The organism is Variovorax sp. BGA-UO-ETr-C22 (assembly GCF_059567965.1).
On record NZ_JCAQPA010000007.1, the window covers coordinates 335,436 to 349,490 of the forward strand.

Annotated in this window: 18 protein-coding genes; 5 read left to right on the forward strand and 13 right to left on the reverse strand. The window is 68.8% G+C overall.

Features of this window, described 5'->3' with window-relative positions; all coding sequences use genetic code 11:
• Positions 1-26: 26 nt before the first annotated feature.
• The 6 genes from AC57B8_RS05430 to ylqF form a co-directional block, all read right to left on the reverse strand.
• On the reverse strand, positions 27-1,505 hold the full coding sequence (locus tag AC57B8_RS05430) for an ABC transporter permease subunit (RefSeq protein ID WP_496478899.1): 1,479 nt from the start codon (positions 1,503-1,505) through the stop codon (positions 27-29).
• Positions 1,506-1,520: 15 nt separating this feature from the next.
• Positions 1,521-2,921 (reverse strand): ABC transporter permease subunit, encoded by a 1,401-nt coding sequence (locus tag AC57B8_RS05435; RefSeq protein ID WP_496478900.1) that lies wholly within the window; start codon positions 2,919-2,921, stop codon positions 1,521-1,523.
• A 4-nt stretch (positions 2,922-2,925) separates the two neighbouring features.
• Positions 2,926-3,630, reverse strand: a complete 705-nt coding sequence (locus AC57B8_RS05440; protein ID WP_496478901.1) for an ABC transporter ATP-binding protein — start codon at positions 3,628-3,630, stop codon at positions 2,926-2,928.
• Between the two features lie 123 nt (positions 3,631-3,753).
• Positions 3,754-3,903 (reverse strand): type B 50S ribosomal protein L36, encoded by a 150-nt coding sequence (ykgO, locus tag AC57B8_RS05445; protein WP_013542562.1) that lies wholly within the window; start codon positions 3,901-3,903, stop codon positions 3,754-3,756.
• 104 nt (positions 3,904-4,007) lie between these two features.
• Positions 4,008-4,466: a Fur family transcriptional regulator gene (locus AC57B8_RS05450; protein ID WP_095746174.1), complete on the reverse strand. Its 459-nt coding sequence runs from the start codon at positions 4,464-4,466 to the stop codon at positions 4,008-4,010.
• A 54-nt stretch (positions 4,467-4,520) separates the two neighbouring features.
• Positions 4,521-5,498, reverse strand: coding sequence for a ribosome biogenesis GTPase YlqF (ylqF, locus tag AC57B8_RS05455; RefSeq protein ID WP_496478902.1), 978 nt, complete (start codon positions 5,496-5,498; stop codon positions 4,521-4,523).
• Between the two features lie 215 nt (positions 5,499-5,713).
• On the opposite strand from ylqF, the gene bamE reads away from it, so the two are divergent.
• The 3 genes from bamE to AC57B8_RS05470 all read left to right on the forward strand — a co-directional run bounded on the left by bamE (position 5,714) and on the right by AC57B8_RS05470 (position 7,373).
• Positions 5,714-6,316 (forward strand): outer membrane protein assembly factor BamE domain-containing protein, encoded by a 603-nt coding sequence (bamE, locus tag AC57B8_RS05460; protein WP_062476980.1) that lies wholly within the window; start codon positions 5,714-5,716, stop codon positions 6,314-6,316.
• 160 nt (positions 6,317-6,476) lie between these two features.
• Positions 6,477-6,905: a CBS domain-containing protein gene (locus tag AC57B8_RS05465; RefSeq protein WP_307587549.1), complete on the forward strand. Its 429-nt coding sequence runs from the start codon at positions 6,477-6,479 to the stop codon at positions 6,903-6,905.
• A 105-nt stretch (positions 6,906-7,010) separates the two neighbouring features.
• Positions 7,011-7,373 (forward strand): HPF/RaiA family ribosome-associated protein, encoded by a 363-nt coding sequence (locus AC57B8_RS05470; protein WP_062476985.1) that lies wholly within the window; start codon positions 7,011-7,013, stop codon positions 7,371-7,373.
• 12 nt (positions 7,374-7,385) lie between these two features.
• Here the strand turns inward: AC57B8_RS05470 and AC57B8_RS05475 are convergent, their stop codons facing one another.
• The 7 genes from AC57B8_RS05475 to AC57B8_RS05505 all read right to left on the reverse strand — a co-directional run bounded on the left by AC57B8_RS05475 (position 7,386) and on the right by AC57B8_RS05505 (position 12,718).
• On the reverse strand, positions 7,386-7,847 hold the full coding sequence (locus AC57B8_RS05475; protein ID WP_496478903.1) for a MerR family transcriptional regulator: 462 nt from the start codon (positions 7,845-7,847) through the stop codon (positions 7,386-7,388).
• Entirely contained in the window at positions 7,837-8,253 is a 417-nt protein-coding gene (locus AC57B8_RS05480) for a nuclear transport factor 2 family protein (RefSeq protein ID WP_159270919.1), read from the reverse strand. Before AC57B8_RS05480 ends, AC57B8_RS05475 begins: the two co-directional genes overlap by 11 nt.
• Before the next feature lie 104 nt (positions 8,254-8,357).
• Positions 8,358-9,284 carry an SDR family NAD(P)-dependent oxidoreductase gene (locus AC57B8_RS05485; RefSeq protein WP_496478904.1) on the reverse strand — a complete coding sequence of 309 codons (927 nt, stop codon included), beginning with the start codon at positions 9,282-9,284 and terminating at the stop codon, positions 8,358-8,360.
• A 122-nt stretch (positions 9,285-9,406) separates the two neighbouring features.
• Positions 9,407-9,787: a response regulator transcription factor gene (locus AC57B8_RS05490; RefSeq protein WP_062476998.1), complete on the reverse strand. Its 381-nt coding sequence runs from the start codon at positions 9,785-9,787 to the stop codon at positions 9,407-9,409.
• 152 nt (positions 9,788-9,939) lie between these two features.
• Positions 9,940-11,496, reverse strand: coding sequence for a glutamate--cysteine ligase (gene gshA / locus AC57B8_RS05495; protein ID WP_062477001.1), 1,557 nt, complete (start codon positions 11,494-11,496; stop codon positions 9,940-9,942).
• Between the two features lie 165 nt (positions 11,497-11,661).
• Entirely contained in the window at positions 11,662-11,979 is a 318-nt protein-coding gene (locus AC57B8_RS05500; protein ID WP_307587546.1) for a putative quinol monooxygenase, read from the reverse strand.
• A gap of 76 nt (positions 11,980-12,055) precedes the next feature.
• Entirely contained in the window at positions 12,056-12,718 is a 663-nt protein-coding gene (locus AC57B8_RS05505; RefSeq protein ID WP_495274121.1) for a dienelactone hydrolase family protein, read from the reverse strand.
• Between the two features lie 176 nt (positions 12,719-12,894).
• Between AC57B8_RS05505 and AC57B8_RS05510 the strand changes: the two genes are divergently transcribed.
• Positions 12,895-13,371 carry a Fur family transcriptional regulator gene (locus AC57B8_RS05510; RefSeq protein ID WP_095747674.1) on the forward strand — a complete coding sequence of 159 codons (477 nt, stop codon included), beginning with the start codon at positions 12,895-12,897 and terminating at the stop codon, positions 13,369-13,371.
• A gap of 24 nt (positions 13,372-13,395) precedes the next feature.
• The gene (locus tag AC57B8_RS05515; RefSeq protein WP_496478905.1) at positions 13,396-14,049 is read left to right on the forward strand and encodes an FMN-binding negative transcriptional regulator; all 654 of its coding nucleotides are present in this window, start codon (positions 13,396-13,398) and stop codon (positions 14,047-14,049) included.
• Positions 14,050-14,055: the final 6 nt, after the last annotated feature.

The window sequence follows — 14,055 nt, forward strand, 5'->3', positions numbered from 1 at the left end:
GTGCGTGGAAGAAAGTAGAAAAGGCGTCAGGCCACCGAGAAGCGCCGCAGCCGCCAGGCCGCGAGCCCGAACAGCAGCAGGCTCGGCACCAGCAGTTGCAGCACGGCGAGCGCGGCCTGCCCGCGCAAGAGGTCGGCGGGCTCCTCGTGCCAGGCGAAGGTGGGCATGCGATCGAAGTCGGCAGGGGCGAGCGCATCGCGCGCATCGATGCGCGGGAAGAAGAAGGCCTTCCACGCTTCGTGGTGTGCCACGGTCTGCGCGTCGAAGCGCGCATGGCGACGCGCGCCGTTGCCGGCCAGCGCGGTCATGCCTTCGTAGGCCACGGCCGCCGGCGACACGGCGCCGAAGCGGCCCACCAGCGCCTGTTGCGTCGCCTGCTGTGCGTCGAAGCGCGCGAGCGCGGGGCGGATCGCTTCGTCGACCTCGCGCTGGATGCGGTAGTTGGCCAGCGAGCGGCCGGCGATCTCGATCTTGCCGTCGCGCGGCACGAGGATGGCACCCTGCCCCACGTGCTGGTACTCGGTGCCCAGCAGGTCCTGGTAGCGCTTCATCGCCTCGGCCGTGACCACGCGCTGGCGCGTGGCCAGCTCGGTGCGCGACGGTGCAGGTGCCACCTGCGTGACGGCCAGGTTCAGCAGCACCGGCGCCACGAGCACCAACAACACCCAGGCGATGACGAGCACCATCGCGTTGGTCGCCGACGAGGCGCCGAAGGCGTTCACCGCCACCACCAGCGCGAACCAGAACAGCGCATAGGCGCCCACCAGCAGCGCCCACCACAGCGTGGCGCTGCCCGCGCCGCCCGCCGTGAGCCCCGCATGGCGCGCGATCCACAGCACGGCCACCGGCAGCAGCACGGCGGGGCCCAGCAACACTGCGGCGCGCACGGTGAGCTTGCCCGCGAGCAGCGTGCGCAAGCGCAGCGGTTGCGACAGCAGCAGGCGCAAGGTGCCGTTCTCGCGCTCGGCCGACAGCAGGTTGTAGCTGAGCGCAAAGATCAGCAGCGGCAGCAGGTAGACGATGACGAAGGCCAGGTCGAAATGCCCGCTCAGCAGGTGCCACGGGTTCTCGATGTCGCTCGGGTTCATGAACACCACGCGGCTCTGGTTCGTGACCTGGTACTGGCTCGGGAACAGGTCGCTCTGCCCCAGCGCGACCGGGCCCAGCGGCGCGGTCGGCAGCAGCACGTGCTGGCCGCCGTAGCCGCTCGCCATGCGCGAGGGGTCGGCCGGGTTCTCGAAGGGCGTGGGCTGCGCGGTGCCGGCCAGGATGGCTTCGAGCAAGGTGCGCTGCGCGGTGCGGGTGTCGCGGTCGGCCTGCGCCACGGCCGCCTGCGCGCGGTCGCGCTGGGCGGTCTGCAGCAGGCCGTTGCCCAGGGCATAGGCCACGAGCAAGAGGAACAGCGCGCCGACGACCCAAAGCCCGCGCTCGGCGAGCATCAAACGGACTTCCTGGCGCATCACGGCCAGCAGGCGGCGGCCTTGGGGAGGATGGATGGAGGACATGGGTGGCATCCCCTCTCAGAGCGCGCGCTGGCGCAAGGTGGCGAAGGCCGCGAACGCCGCCGCGAGCAGCAGGCCGGCGCACAGCACGAGGAAGCTGCGCGTCTGGTGCCGCAGCGCCCACCCTGCTCCCGGCGGGTGGTAGTCGAAGGGCGGCACGGTGGCCCAGAGGTCGACCGTGGCCTGGTAGGAGAAGTGGCGGTCGCCGAGCGGATCGGCATGCGCCACGAGGTCCTTGCTCATCAGGTCCTGGATGTTGCGGCGGTGCAGCTCGGCGGCCGTGGTGAAGCGCCGGTGGTGCGAGAAGTCGGTGCCCGCCATGCCCATCGAGAAGCTGCGCACCGCGAGCAGCGGCAGCAGCAGGCCGCTCCACTCCTGCACTTTCTGCTGCTGTTCCCAGGTGTCCCACAGGCGGCCGTAGTGGCGGTCGTACACGGGGTACGAGGCCTGGTCGTCCAGGCGCAGCGCAATGCCCCACTTGCTCAGCGGCACGTCGCGCCCCCAGCGCTCGGTGGTGCCGAAGTTCTGCTGCCAGACCTGGTTCGACACGGCCTTGAGTTCCGCGCCCAGCGCTTTGTTGAATTCGAGCCGCGTCGGGCTCGGATACCAGGTGCGCGAAAGCTCGGAGAGCACGCGCGGCGCCATCACGGCCTGCCCGATCCACAGCGCGAGCAGCACGGTGATCGCCATGCGCGAGGTCGACGACAGCGCCGACACACCCAGCACCAGGCACACGAAGATGCCGAGGTACACCGCGTAGCCCAGCGACCACGCGCCCAGCCGCAGCAGCGCATCGACGCGCCCGCCCGGCTCCGCGCCCACCGCCACGGCAACGGCCGCAACCAAGGCCGCCGGCACCAGCAGCACCGCCAGCAGCGCCGACAGCGCGAGCGCCTTGCCGGCCAGCAGCCGCAGCGGCGCCACGCCCAGGCTCAGCGTCTGGCGCAGGATGCCCTGCTCGCGCTCGCCCGCGAAGGCGTTGAAGCCCAGCACGATCACCAGCAGCGGGCCGAGCACCTGCAGGATCCAGCCCACCGACAGGTTGCCGAAACGCTGCAGGCCCGTCGCGTCCTGCGCGGCATTGAACTTGACCTCGCTCTGGCGGTGCGCCTGCAGCCACACGGTGCTGCCGATGTAGGGGTTGATGCCCGCGTCGACCATCGACAGCGGCGGCTCGGGCTTGAAGGCGTGCATGCCCTGGTGCGCGGCGTCGTGCGGATGGCGCTTGTCCTGGTGCAGCCAGTCGCGGTAGTCCATGGCCTGTGCGGCCACCTGCTCGGCATGCGCGCCGCGCTGGTGCGCCCAGCCGACGGCCAGCGCGGTGAAGAGCAGCACGGCCACGAGCCCGCCGGCCCAATACAGGCGGCCGTCGCGCAGGCGTTCGGTGAATTCGCGTCGGGCGATCCAGCGCATCGTCATCGGGTCAGGCCCTCATGTGTTGCAGGTAGAGGGACTGCAGGTCGGTCTGCCCGATCTGCGCGCCGTCGAGGCTTTCGACCAGCCGCCCGCGCTTCATGATCCCGACGCGCGTGGCGGTCTGCTGCGCATGGAACAGGTCGTGCGTGGTGGTGAGCACGGCCACGCCGCGGTCGGCCGCGCGCCGCAGCAGGTCGGAGAACTCGGCGGCGGCATGCGGGTCGAGCCCCGAGGTGGGCTCGTCGAGCAGCAGCGCCTTGGCCTGCTTGGCCAGCGCGACCGCGATCCACACCTTCTGGCGCATGCCCTTCGAATACATGCTGACGCGCTTGTCGGCGGCCGCGTGGTCGAGCCCCACTTCGGTCATCAGCGCGAGCAGGCGTTCGCGCGGCAGCTCGTGGCCCAGTGCGAGGCCGGCGAAGAAGCGCAGGTTCTCCAGGCCCGAGAGCGTGCCGTACAGCGTGACCTGCTCGGGGATGTACGCCACGTCCTGCTTGGTCGCGACCGGGTAGCGCGTGACGTCGGTGCCGTTGATCTGCACCGTGCCGTCGGTCGGCGCGATGAAGTTCAGGAACAGGTTGATGGTGGTCGTCTTGCCCGCGCCGTTGGCACCCAGCAGGCAGTAGATGTCGCCGCCGCGGATGTCGAGGTCGAGGCGGTCGAGCGCGGTGTGCGCGCCGTAGCGTTTGGTGAGGCCGGTGGCTCGGAGCATGGCGGAGGGATTCCGATGGAAGGAAGAAGAAAAGGGAAAGACGCGCGCAGGCACGCCCCCGGCGTGGGCACGCCGATGCAGTCATCGAATGGGGAATGAAGGCGGCTTCTGGGCCGCCGCGCGTCAGCGCTTGTTCTTGTTCTTTGCGCCGCCTTGCCGCGCCTTGAAGCGCGGGTTGGACTTGCAGATGACGTAGGTGCGGCCGCGCCGCGTCACCACCTGGCAATCGCGGTGACGCTTCTTGGCTTCCTTGAGCGAGGACAGGACTTGCATGTGCGTGGCCGGGGAGTTCGTTCGGACACGCGAATATACGTTATTGCGAATTCATTCTCAATAACTTTGTTGACCTTTCCCCGGCATCCGGGGCCCCGCCGTCGTCAGTGCGGCGGGTGCGCCTTCGGCGCTTTCGCGCCGGCGTCGACACAGGCGGCGCACAGGCCATGCAGCGTGACCTCGTGGTGCGTCACCTGGAAGCCCTTGGGGGCCAGGTCGTGCATCGGCCCCGGGCAGGCGTGCAGCAGGAACACCTGGCCGCACTGCGAGCAATGGAAGTAGTGATGGTGGTGGTGCCCTGCATCGTCGCTGGCGCCGTGCGAAGCGTGATCGTGTGGATCAGCCTTGCAGGCCACTTCATAGCGCGCCGGCTCGCCCGGCAGCTCGACCTTGGCGATCTCGCCGTCGGCCAGCAGCAGCGAGACCTGGCGATACACCGTCGACAGGCTGATCTCGGGCACGATGGCCCGTGCGTGTTCGAGGATTTCGGGGGCGGTCAGCACGCGACCGGCGTCGCTGAAGGCGGAGAAAACGGCGTTGCGCTGGCGCGTGAGACGTTGCATGTCTCGATGATAGGGGCGGCCCGCGCAGCCTTCAGCGAGCCGCGCGCAAGACCTTCACGCGTCGGCCGTCGGGCCGCTGTCTGCCTCGGGCGCCTCGGGCTTTTGCTTGCCCTTCTTGCCACGCGCCGCCTTCTTCGCGGCGCGCTCGGCGTCGGCGCGCTGGCCGGCGGCCAGCCACTGCGCGAACTCTTCGGGCGTCTCGAGCGTGATGCGCCCCAGGTTGCCGGCGCGGAACTCGTGCATCACGATCTCGGCGGCCTTCTGCAGGTTGACCTTGCCCTTGCCCAGCAGCGCGCCGCGCTTGCGGCCGATGGTGTCGAGGACGTCTTCGTCCTTCATGTCGGCCAGGGTGGCGGCGTCGAGCTCGACGAGCTTGAAGCGCGCGACGATGCCCTCGGCGTAGTTCGCCTTGAGGTAGTCGAGCAGCTCCAGCGCCACTTCTTCCTCGTCGAAGGCATTGCGCCCCACCGCGCCGCTGGCCGCGAGGTTGTAGCCGCTCTTGGGCACGATGATGCGCGGCCACAGCATGCCGGGCGTGTCCCACAGGTAGAAGTCGTCGGCCAGCGTGATGCGCTGCTCGAGCTTGGTGATGCCGGCCTCGTCGCCGGTTTTGGCTTTGCGCCCGCCGGTGAGCGTGTTGATGAGGGTCGACTTGCCCACATTGGGAATGCCGCAGATCAGCACGCGCATCGGCTTGGCCATGCCGCCGCGGTTGGGCGACAGCTCGTGGCAGGCGCGCACGATGCGCTGCGCGGGCATGGTCAGGCTGGCATCGAGCGCGATGGCGCGGGTGTCGGGCAGCGCGTTGTAGTGCGCCAGCCAGGCCTCGGTGCGCGCGGGGTCGGCCAGGTCCTGCTTGTTGAGCACCTTCAGCGTGGGCCGCCCGGCCGTGAGCTCGGCCAGCATCGGGTTGGCGCTGGAGCCGGGCAGGCGCGCGTCGAGCAGTTCGATCACCACGTCGATGTCCTTCACCCGTTCGGTGATGGCCTTCTGGGTCGAATACATGTGACCGGGGAACCACTGGATCGCCATCGATGGATGCTCTTTCTTTCGCGCTGTCTGGAAGGGACCGGCCTCGCAGGCCGGGTGCGCATTGTGAACCGGGAAACGGACCGATTCCTCGATGCTGCGCTTTTGATAGCACCAGCTGGCGTATTCACTGGCTTGTTGGCCGCCAGATCACCCCTAGAATCCGCGCGCTGCGCCTGCAGCTGTTTCAAAAAGTCACACCGAGGGAGATCCTTTTCATGGTCCAGCGCCTTGCCGCCGCCGCCCTGCTCGCGGCCACCACCATCCTGTCCGCCACCGCGGTGCACGCCCAGCGCCCGTCGCCCCCGCCCGGTCCGCTGACCGACGGTTTCCTGTGCTGCAACATGCGCACCTACGGCGACTCGATCAGCGACATCAACTACGACGAGCAGGGCACGAGCATCGTCCCCGTGGGCACGCCGGCGCGCATCACGGCCTACGACTTCCGCTTCTTCAACCTCGATCTCGCGGGCAAGCCCCAGCGCATCAAGAACGACTACAGCCGCAACATCACGCTGATCGACTTCGCCAAGCGCTACGTGGTCACCGAAGACCCCAAGCGCAAGATCGCCAGCTTCCCGCCTGCGGTGGGCGCCGCCATCCTCGCGGGCAAGGTGATGCCGGGCATGACGCGCGAACAGGTGCTGATGGCGCTGGGCTACCCGGTGGCCAGCGAGAACCCGAGCCTGGACGCGCCGGTGTGGCGCTACTGGCGCGACAGCTGGTCGGAGTTCCAGGTGAACTTCGACGCGCAGGGCCTCGTGAAGGATGTCGCGGGCAATGCCGTGGCGCTGAGCCGCGTGCTCGCCGCCGCGCCCTGAGCACCCTTGATCATCCCCAGGTTCGTGTGCGCGGCATGACACGCGCAACACCCGGGAGGGTTTTGCATCGCGAAGGGCGATTCCGCCCCTATGATTTGTCCGAAGCACGGCGCCGCCACGTGCGTCGGCCGGATCGAAACCCCTGAATGGAGTGCCTGCGATGAAACCCGTCTCCGAACTGCTCAAGCGCCACGATTCCGCCGCCTGGCGCACCTCGCCCGACACCAGCGTGTTCGACGCGCTGGCCACGCTGGCGCATTTCGAAGTGGGCGCGCTCATGGTGATGGACGGCGAAAAGCTCGTGGGCTTTTTGTCCGAGCGCGACTACACCCGCAAGGTGGCGCTGCAGGGCAAGAATTCGAAAGAGATGAAAGTCTCCGAGATCATGACGCCCGACGTGATGACCGTCACCCCGCAGACCCAGACCCACGCCTGCATGGCGCTCATGAGCCAGCGCAAGTTCCGCCACCTGCCCGTGGTCGACGGCGACAAGGTGGTCGGCATGATCTCGATTCAAGACCTGATGGACGACATCATTTCCGAGCACGAGCAGACGATCACGCAGCTGACCAGTTACATCCAGAGCTGAGCACGCGGCCATGCCCCGGCAAAAAGGGGCAACACACCTACGCGCAGGGGCACTCTTTCGGGTGCACAGTGAAGGCTCGTTCACCATCCAGCAGGGACATACGCAATGCAGATCCAGGTCAACACGAGCAATGGCATCACCAACAAGGACACGCTGGAGCGCTGGGCAGACACCGAGATCAAGCAGCACCTGAGCCGTTTCGTCGAAGACGTGACGCGCGTCGAGGTGCACCTGAGCGACGAGAACCACGACAAGGCCGGCGGTGGCGACAAGTGCTGCGTGATGGAAGCGCGCCTGGCGCACCACCAGCCGCTCGCGGTGACACAGCATGCCACCAGCCTCGACGAGGCCTTCCGCGGCGCGGCCGACAAGCTCAAGCGCCTGCTCGACAACACGCTGGGCCGCCTCAACAACCACCGCGCCCGCGACTCGATCCGCCGCGACGGCGAGGGCTTCGTCGCCGAGTAGTCGAGTCGACGCTCAGCACGCCGGCTTGCGCTTCGGTGCGGGCAGGCGCTGCGGCGTTTCCACCGGAATGAGCGGCGGGCGCCGCCCGTCGGCCATCCAGGCGTCGTAGAAATCGATCTTGCGATCGACCAGCGACAGCGCCTGCTGCCAGTCGGCGATCGTCTGGTGCACGCGCGCGCGGTGCGCCTCGAGCAGGTCGCGCCGCTGGCGCAGCGTGGCCTTGCCCTGCAACGCGAGCGCCGTGTAGTCGCGCATCTCGGCGATCGACATGCCGGTGCGGCGCAGCCGGTCCATCAGGTCGAGCCAACCCACATGCAGTTCGCCGTACACGCGCCGCCCGCCCGCATCGCGCGCCACGCCGGGCACGAGGCCCTGCGATTCGTACCAGCGGATGGCGTGCACCGTGCGGCCCGTGCGCGCGGCCAGTTCGCCGATGTGGAACGACGGCGTGGCAGCGCTGGCGTCAGCCGGCATGGGCGGTCGGCGCGTCGAGCGCCCGCTCGACCAGCGCGGTGTCGAAGTACTCGGTCAATGTCTTCACTTGGCCTCCTTCGAGTCGGTAGACGTAGCAATAGCGGTTGTTGTAGCGCTTGCCGGCCTTGGTGGGCACGTCGCCGCTGAACAGCACCACCACGCGGTCGCCTTCCGCAATGATGCATTCGGTCTTGCTCACATAGGGCCCCGCGAACTGCCCGAACAGCGGCTTGATCAGCTCTTCGCGGATCGCCTGCTTGCCCTGGTAGGTGCGCGACCAGGGCGTGCTGCCTTCCAGCGTCCAGCTGGCGTCGTCGGCCAGGCTGTCGATGAAGGCCTGGCCGTTGCCCCTGTCCAGCTCCGCGTGGATGCGCTGGACCAGGGCCTTGTTGTCGATCGTGTGCATGGCGTGATTTCCTTGGATGAATGAAGACACCGGACATCCGGTGAATTCATTGGAAATGCTCGAGTGCGCTCGAAGTCAAGCGCCATGCACCGAGTGACGAAAGTTCAGCCCCGGCCGGCGTTCGCCTGGCCCTTGGCGACTTCGTTCGCGCCCTGGGCGGTGCCGCTTTGCGGCACGGCCTCGCCCTCGCGCGCGGTCACTTCCGACAGGCGCGCGGCCAGCTGCTCGGCCGTGTCGGCGGCAATGCCCAGCCAGGCGCCCTGCGTCAGCGTGATATGCGCGGCCTCGAAGGTGCCGGCGCCGGCACAGAGGATGGTGCGGTTGGGCGCGTCCTGCGCGGCCAGCACCAGCATCGCGGGCACCACGGCCTCGGGGCGGAACGCCTCGAGCATGTCCTTGGGGAACAGGTCTTCCGTCATGCGCGTGGCGGCGGTGGGCGCCAGGCAGTTCACCCGGATGTCGTTCTTGGCGCCTTCGATGCTCAGCGTCTGCATGAGGCCCACCAGCGCCAGCTTGGCGGCGCCGTAGTTGCTCTGGCCGAAGTTGCCGTACAGGCCCGACGACGAGGTGGTCATCACGATGCGGCCGTACTTCTGCTCGTTCATGAGCGCCCAGACGGCCTTGGTGCAGTTCACGGCGCCCATCAGGTGCACGTCGACCACCAGCTTGAAGTCGTCCAGTTCCATCTTGGCGAAGCTCTTGTCGCGCAGGATGCCGGCGTTGTTCACCAGGATGTCGACGCGGCCCCAGGCGTCGACCGCCTGCTTGACCATGGCCTGCACGGCCTCGAAGTCGGTCACCGAGGCGCCGTTGGCAATGGCTTCGCCGCCGGCCGCCTTGATCTCGTCGACCACCGCCTGCGCGGCGCTGACCGAGCCGCCCGAGCCGTCGCGCGCGCCGCCCAGGTCGTTGACCACCACCTTGGCGCCGCGCGCTGCCAATGCCAGCGCATGCTGGCGGCCCAGGCCGCCGCCGGCGCCGGTCACGATGGCCACACGGCCCTGGAAGTCGATGGAGGTGCTGTTGCTCATGAGGTCTCTGCTCGCTGTCTGAACGGTGTGGGTCGGTGTTGATGAGGGTTGCCAATTGACAACAACCCAACGTTTTACCTCAGTTCCCCGCCCCGTTCGCCGCCGGGCGCCCCCGGCGGGAGTCACCCATGCGACGGCTGGACGGTGGCGCAGTACGCCACCAGCTGGTCGAGTTCGGCCGATTTGTCGAAGAAGGCGTCGGCACCCAGCTGCTGCGAGCGCAGGCGCATGTCGGCGGTGGCGTAGTTGCTGAGCACCACCACCTTCTGGTGTGGCGAGCGCTGGCGGCAGGCGTTCAGCACGGCCAGACCGTTGCCGCGCTGCAGGAACAGGTCAACGATGGCCAGGTCCCAGTCGCTCTTGTGGTCGCGCAGCCAGTCGAGCGCTTCGTCGGCGGTGCTGGCCGAGGCGATCACGTGCGCATCGATCACGTCCTCGAGAAAGTCGACCAGGTTCTCGCGGATCACCGGACTGTCCTCGACCAGGTAGGCATGGAGCGTCATGGTGGGTGTCTCGGGTCCGGAACTGGGCAGCGCATGACGCCATCTTCGGGGCTGGCCGCCGCGCCACGGTGAGCCGGACAGGTCAATGGCTGTAGGCCATCGGCCAGCGGCGCTGTCGGCATGCGCCGGCCGGCGCCGCCGGGGTGACCGTCTCAGGCTGCGACCGGCAGGCGGCCGGGGGCCATGCCCAGGCGCGCCGGCGAGACATACTGCTCGCGGTAGATCTCGAAGGGCATGGTGTCGGCCGCCTCGATGCGCTTTTGCGCCTGGATCGACTCGGCCGTCATCTGCTCGAACCCGGCCTGCTGCGCGGCCGAGAACGGCAGCGCCAGCAGCGCGGCGCGGGTCTGCTCCGACTGGGCGCGCACGAAGCCGACGAAAGAGTTGCCGTGCTGTTGCTCGATGGCCGCGAGCACGCGGGCCGAAGGCAGGCTGTCGGGGTTCTCGAGGCCGGCCTTGGCGGCGCGCACCGCGTCGACATGCTGCGTGCCGCCCTGCGCCGCGTCGAGCGCGGCGGCAATCGGCAGGCACTGCTCGACCAGCTCCAGGCCCCAGTCGGTCAGGCCGACCTCGCGCCCGTCTCGGCGCAGCTTCAGCCCCGGCTCGCGGCCACGCGCGGCCGTGAGGTGCTGGTTCTGCGCCAGGTCGGCGATTTCTTGCGGGGTGTCGTCGGGGCTGTCGTTCAGCAGGCAGTGCAGCAGGAACACGTCGATGAAGCGCATGGTCTGCGCGTTGATGCCGACGGTCTCGAAGGGGTCGAGGTCCATCAGGCGCACCTCGACGTACTCCACGCCGCGCTCGCGCAGCGCGTGCAGCGGGCGCTCGCCGGAGTGGATCACGCGCTTGGGGCGGATCGTGCCGTAGAACTCGTTCTCGATCTGCAGCAGGCTGGTGCCCAGCTGGTTGTAGTCGCCGCCCAGGTTGCGGATGCCGATGGCCTCGTAGGCCGGCCACGGACGCGTGAGCGCGTCCTGCAGCGAGGCGCCGTAGCCCTCCAGGCTGTTGTAGCTCACGGCCAGCGAGGCCTGCGCCTCGCTCTGGTAGCCCAGGCGGCCCATGCGCAGCGAGGTGCCGTGCGGCATGTACATGCTGCCGTCGCCCAGCGGCTGCAGCTCGTGCGGGCGGCCCGCGACAAAGCTCGAACACAGGGCCGGCGAGGCGCCAAACAGGTACAGCAGCAGGAAGGCCTGGCGGCGGAAGTTGCGGATGAGCGCAAAGTACTCTTCGCTCGACACCTCCGGCAGCGACCAGTTGTAGTGGATGCCCGAGATGGTCTGCATGCGGCGGCCATAGCGGTGGCTCAGGCCCATGCGGTACACGCTCTTGGCGCGGCCGACGTTCGACGAGCCGTAGCGGCCGATCGGAATGGTCTCGTCGGTCGGCAGGCCGCAGGGCATGCTCGACACCCACAGGCGCTCGTCGCCGAGCTGGTCGAGCACGCGGTAGGTGAACTGGTGCACCCGCGTGAGCTCTTCGAGCGCCGACTCCACGCCCGCGTGCACGCCCGTGATGAGTTCGAGCTGCGATTCGCTGAAGTCGGTCGTGATGTGCGGATGCGTGAGCGCCGAGCCCAGCGCCAGCGGATGCGGCGTGAGGGCCAGCTTGCCGTCGGGCAGCGCGCGCAGGCTTTCCTTCTCGATGCCGCGACGCATTCCCTTCAATCGCGCGGCCGGGAGTGCACCCAGCCTCTCCTGCAATCTGTTGCTCATGTTCTTATGACCCATCAATCTTCTGTGGGGCTGGAAGGTAGCACGGGCGGACAGGCACTGCTGAAGCAGGGAATCCCGCATCCGGCTATGCTGTTTTTTGCTACTTTTTTCATAGCTGCCCTCTCAAATACCACCGGCCTTGCGGCGCGCAGTGGGGTTCGAAATTCAGGCCTTGGGGCGGCCCGCCGACAGGTCGATCTCTTCCGACTGGTAGACATGGATCGACGGCACGCCGTCGGCCATGGCCGCGAGCGCCTTGCCGAACGCGCGCGACGCGTCGACGCGAAAGTGCGCCTGCAGCGCCGCCATGTCGCTCCAGCGCTCCACGAAGGTGAGCTGCAGCGGGTCTTGCACGTCGGTCGTGACGTCATGCGAGATGCAGCCGGGCTCGGCGCGCGAGCGCAGCACGTGTTCCACGCTGATGGCCAGCATCGCCTGCAGGGTGTCGGCCTTTGCCAGCGCGTGTCCGATGACCAGAATCATGGGGGTCTCCTTCTGTGCGTTCTTGCGGGGTGACAGGATCAGGATGGATGCGCGCGCGGCCCGGCGTGGCGGGCCTTCAGCCGAACACGCGCAGCAAAAAGCGGTTGAGGTCGGCGATCTCTTCCATGCAGACCGAGTGCGCCATGGGGTATTCGTGCCATTCGACCGGGTGGCCCAGCGCCACCAGCGCGTCGCGCGACTGTTCGGCGCGCGCCAGCGGCACCACCGGGTCCTGCCGGCCGTGCGCGAGGAACACGGGCGTGTCGTGGTTGGCGCCGTGGCGCTCGGCCGCCGTGGTCGCGGCGATCGGCAGGTAGCCCGAAAGGCCGACGATGCCGGCCAGCCGCTCGCCGTGGCGCAGCCCGGTCATCAGCGCCATCGCACAGCCTTGCGAGAAGCCGGCCACCACGATGCGGTGGGCGGGGATGCCGCGTGCCTTTTCATTCGCGATGAGGGCCTCGATGCTCGCCTGCGAGCGGCGCAGGCCGGCCTCGTCCTCGCGCGCCACCAGATCGGCCACCGCGATGTCGTACCAGGCGGGCATCTCGTAGCCGCCATTGATGGTCACGGGAATGACGGGCGCGTTGGGGAACACGAAGCGCACCGGGCCCACGGCCGACAGGTCGAGTTCGCCGGCGATCGGCACGAAGTCGTTGCCGTCGGCACCCAGGCCGTGCATCAGGACCACCGAGGCGGTGGGGTTCGGGGCGGTTTCGATTTCGATGGGGGGACGGGACATGGTCAACGAAGGTATTCAGGAATGCGAATGCCCGGACCTTAGCGCATTCGGGCGACCCGGGCCGCGGCGAAACGGCCGGTTGGCTGACTTGCACCTCGCAACATCCGCGCCTTCGGGCCGCCCCGGCGCCCTTGTCGGCACAAGGGAGCGCCGGATGCAACACAATGGCGTTTCGCATGAAGACCCCCACCCCGCCCCTGAAAAGCTCGTCGTCCCGCCCCGCCTTCGACAGCGAGGCGCTGCTGCGCGGCAGCGGGCTGCGCGTGACGCGCGCCGCCCAGACCGTGCTCGAGCTGCTCGAACACGGCTCGCAGCCGCTGACCCACGAGGAAGTGGCCGCCGCCTACACCGCCGCCACGGGCGAGCCGCCCGACCGCGTCACGCTCTACCGCGTGCTCGACCGGCTGGTCGAGGCCGGCCTGTGCGACCGCCGCGTGGGCGCCGACCGGGTCAACCGCTTCGCGCGGCACGTCGACACCGCCTCGGGCAACACCTTCGAATGCGACCAGTGCCACAAGGTGCTGGCCCTGCCCTCCGACCCCGAACTGCCCAAGGTGATGGGCCGGCTCGGCAAGGCGCTGCGCAAGCAGGGCATCGACACGCGGCACACGGCGCTCACGCTGCACGGCATGTGCGGCGACTGTGCCCGATAGGTCGCCGAGCCGACCAGGCCGCGCGTGTACGTCTCCCGGCACCACCGCCAGCCCGACCTCGGCGCGAGCCACGCGCTGATCGACGCGCACCCGCTGGGCGCCTGGGTCGTGCCGGGCGCCGACGGGCTGGTCGCCAACCACCTGCCCTTTCTGCTCGACCGCTCGCGCGGCCCGTTCGGCACGCTGCTCGGCCACGTGTCGCGCGCCAATCCCGTGTGGCGTCAGCTCGATGCCCCGGCCCCTTCTGTCGTGATGTTCCAGGGGCCGCAGGCCTACATCACGCCCGGCTGGTACCCCGGCAAGGCCGAGCACGGCCAGGTGGTGCCGACCTGGAACTACGCCGTCGCCCACGCGCACGGCATCGCGCGCGCCATCGACGACGAAGCCTGGCTGCTCGACCTGCTCGCGCGGCTGACAGCGGCGAACGAGGCCGGCCAGCCCGTGCCCTGGCAGACCACGGACGCGCCCGAGACCTTCATCCGCAAGCTGGCGCGCGCCGTGGTGGGCATCGAGATCCCCATCGACCGCCTCGAAGGCAAGCTCAAGGCCAGCCAGGACGAAGCCCTGCAGGACCGTCAAGGCACCGTGCAGGGCCTGGCCGCCGTCGGCAGCGAAAACGCGTCGGCCATGGCCCGGCTGGTGCAGCAGGCGATGCAGCCCGGCGCCGCCGACGACTGAACTTCG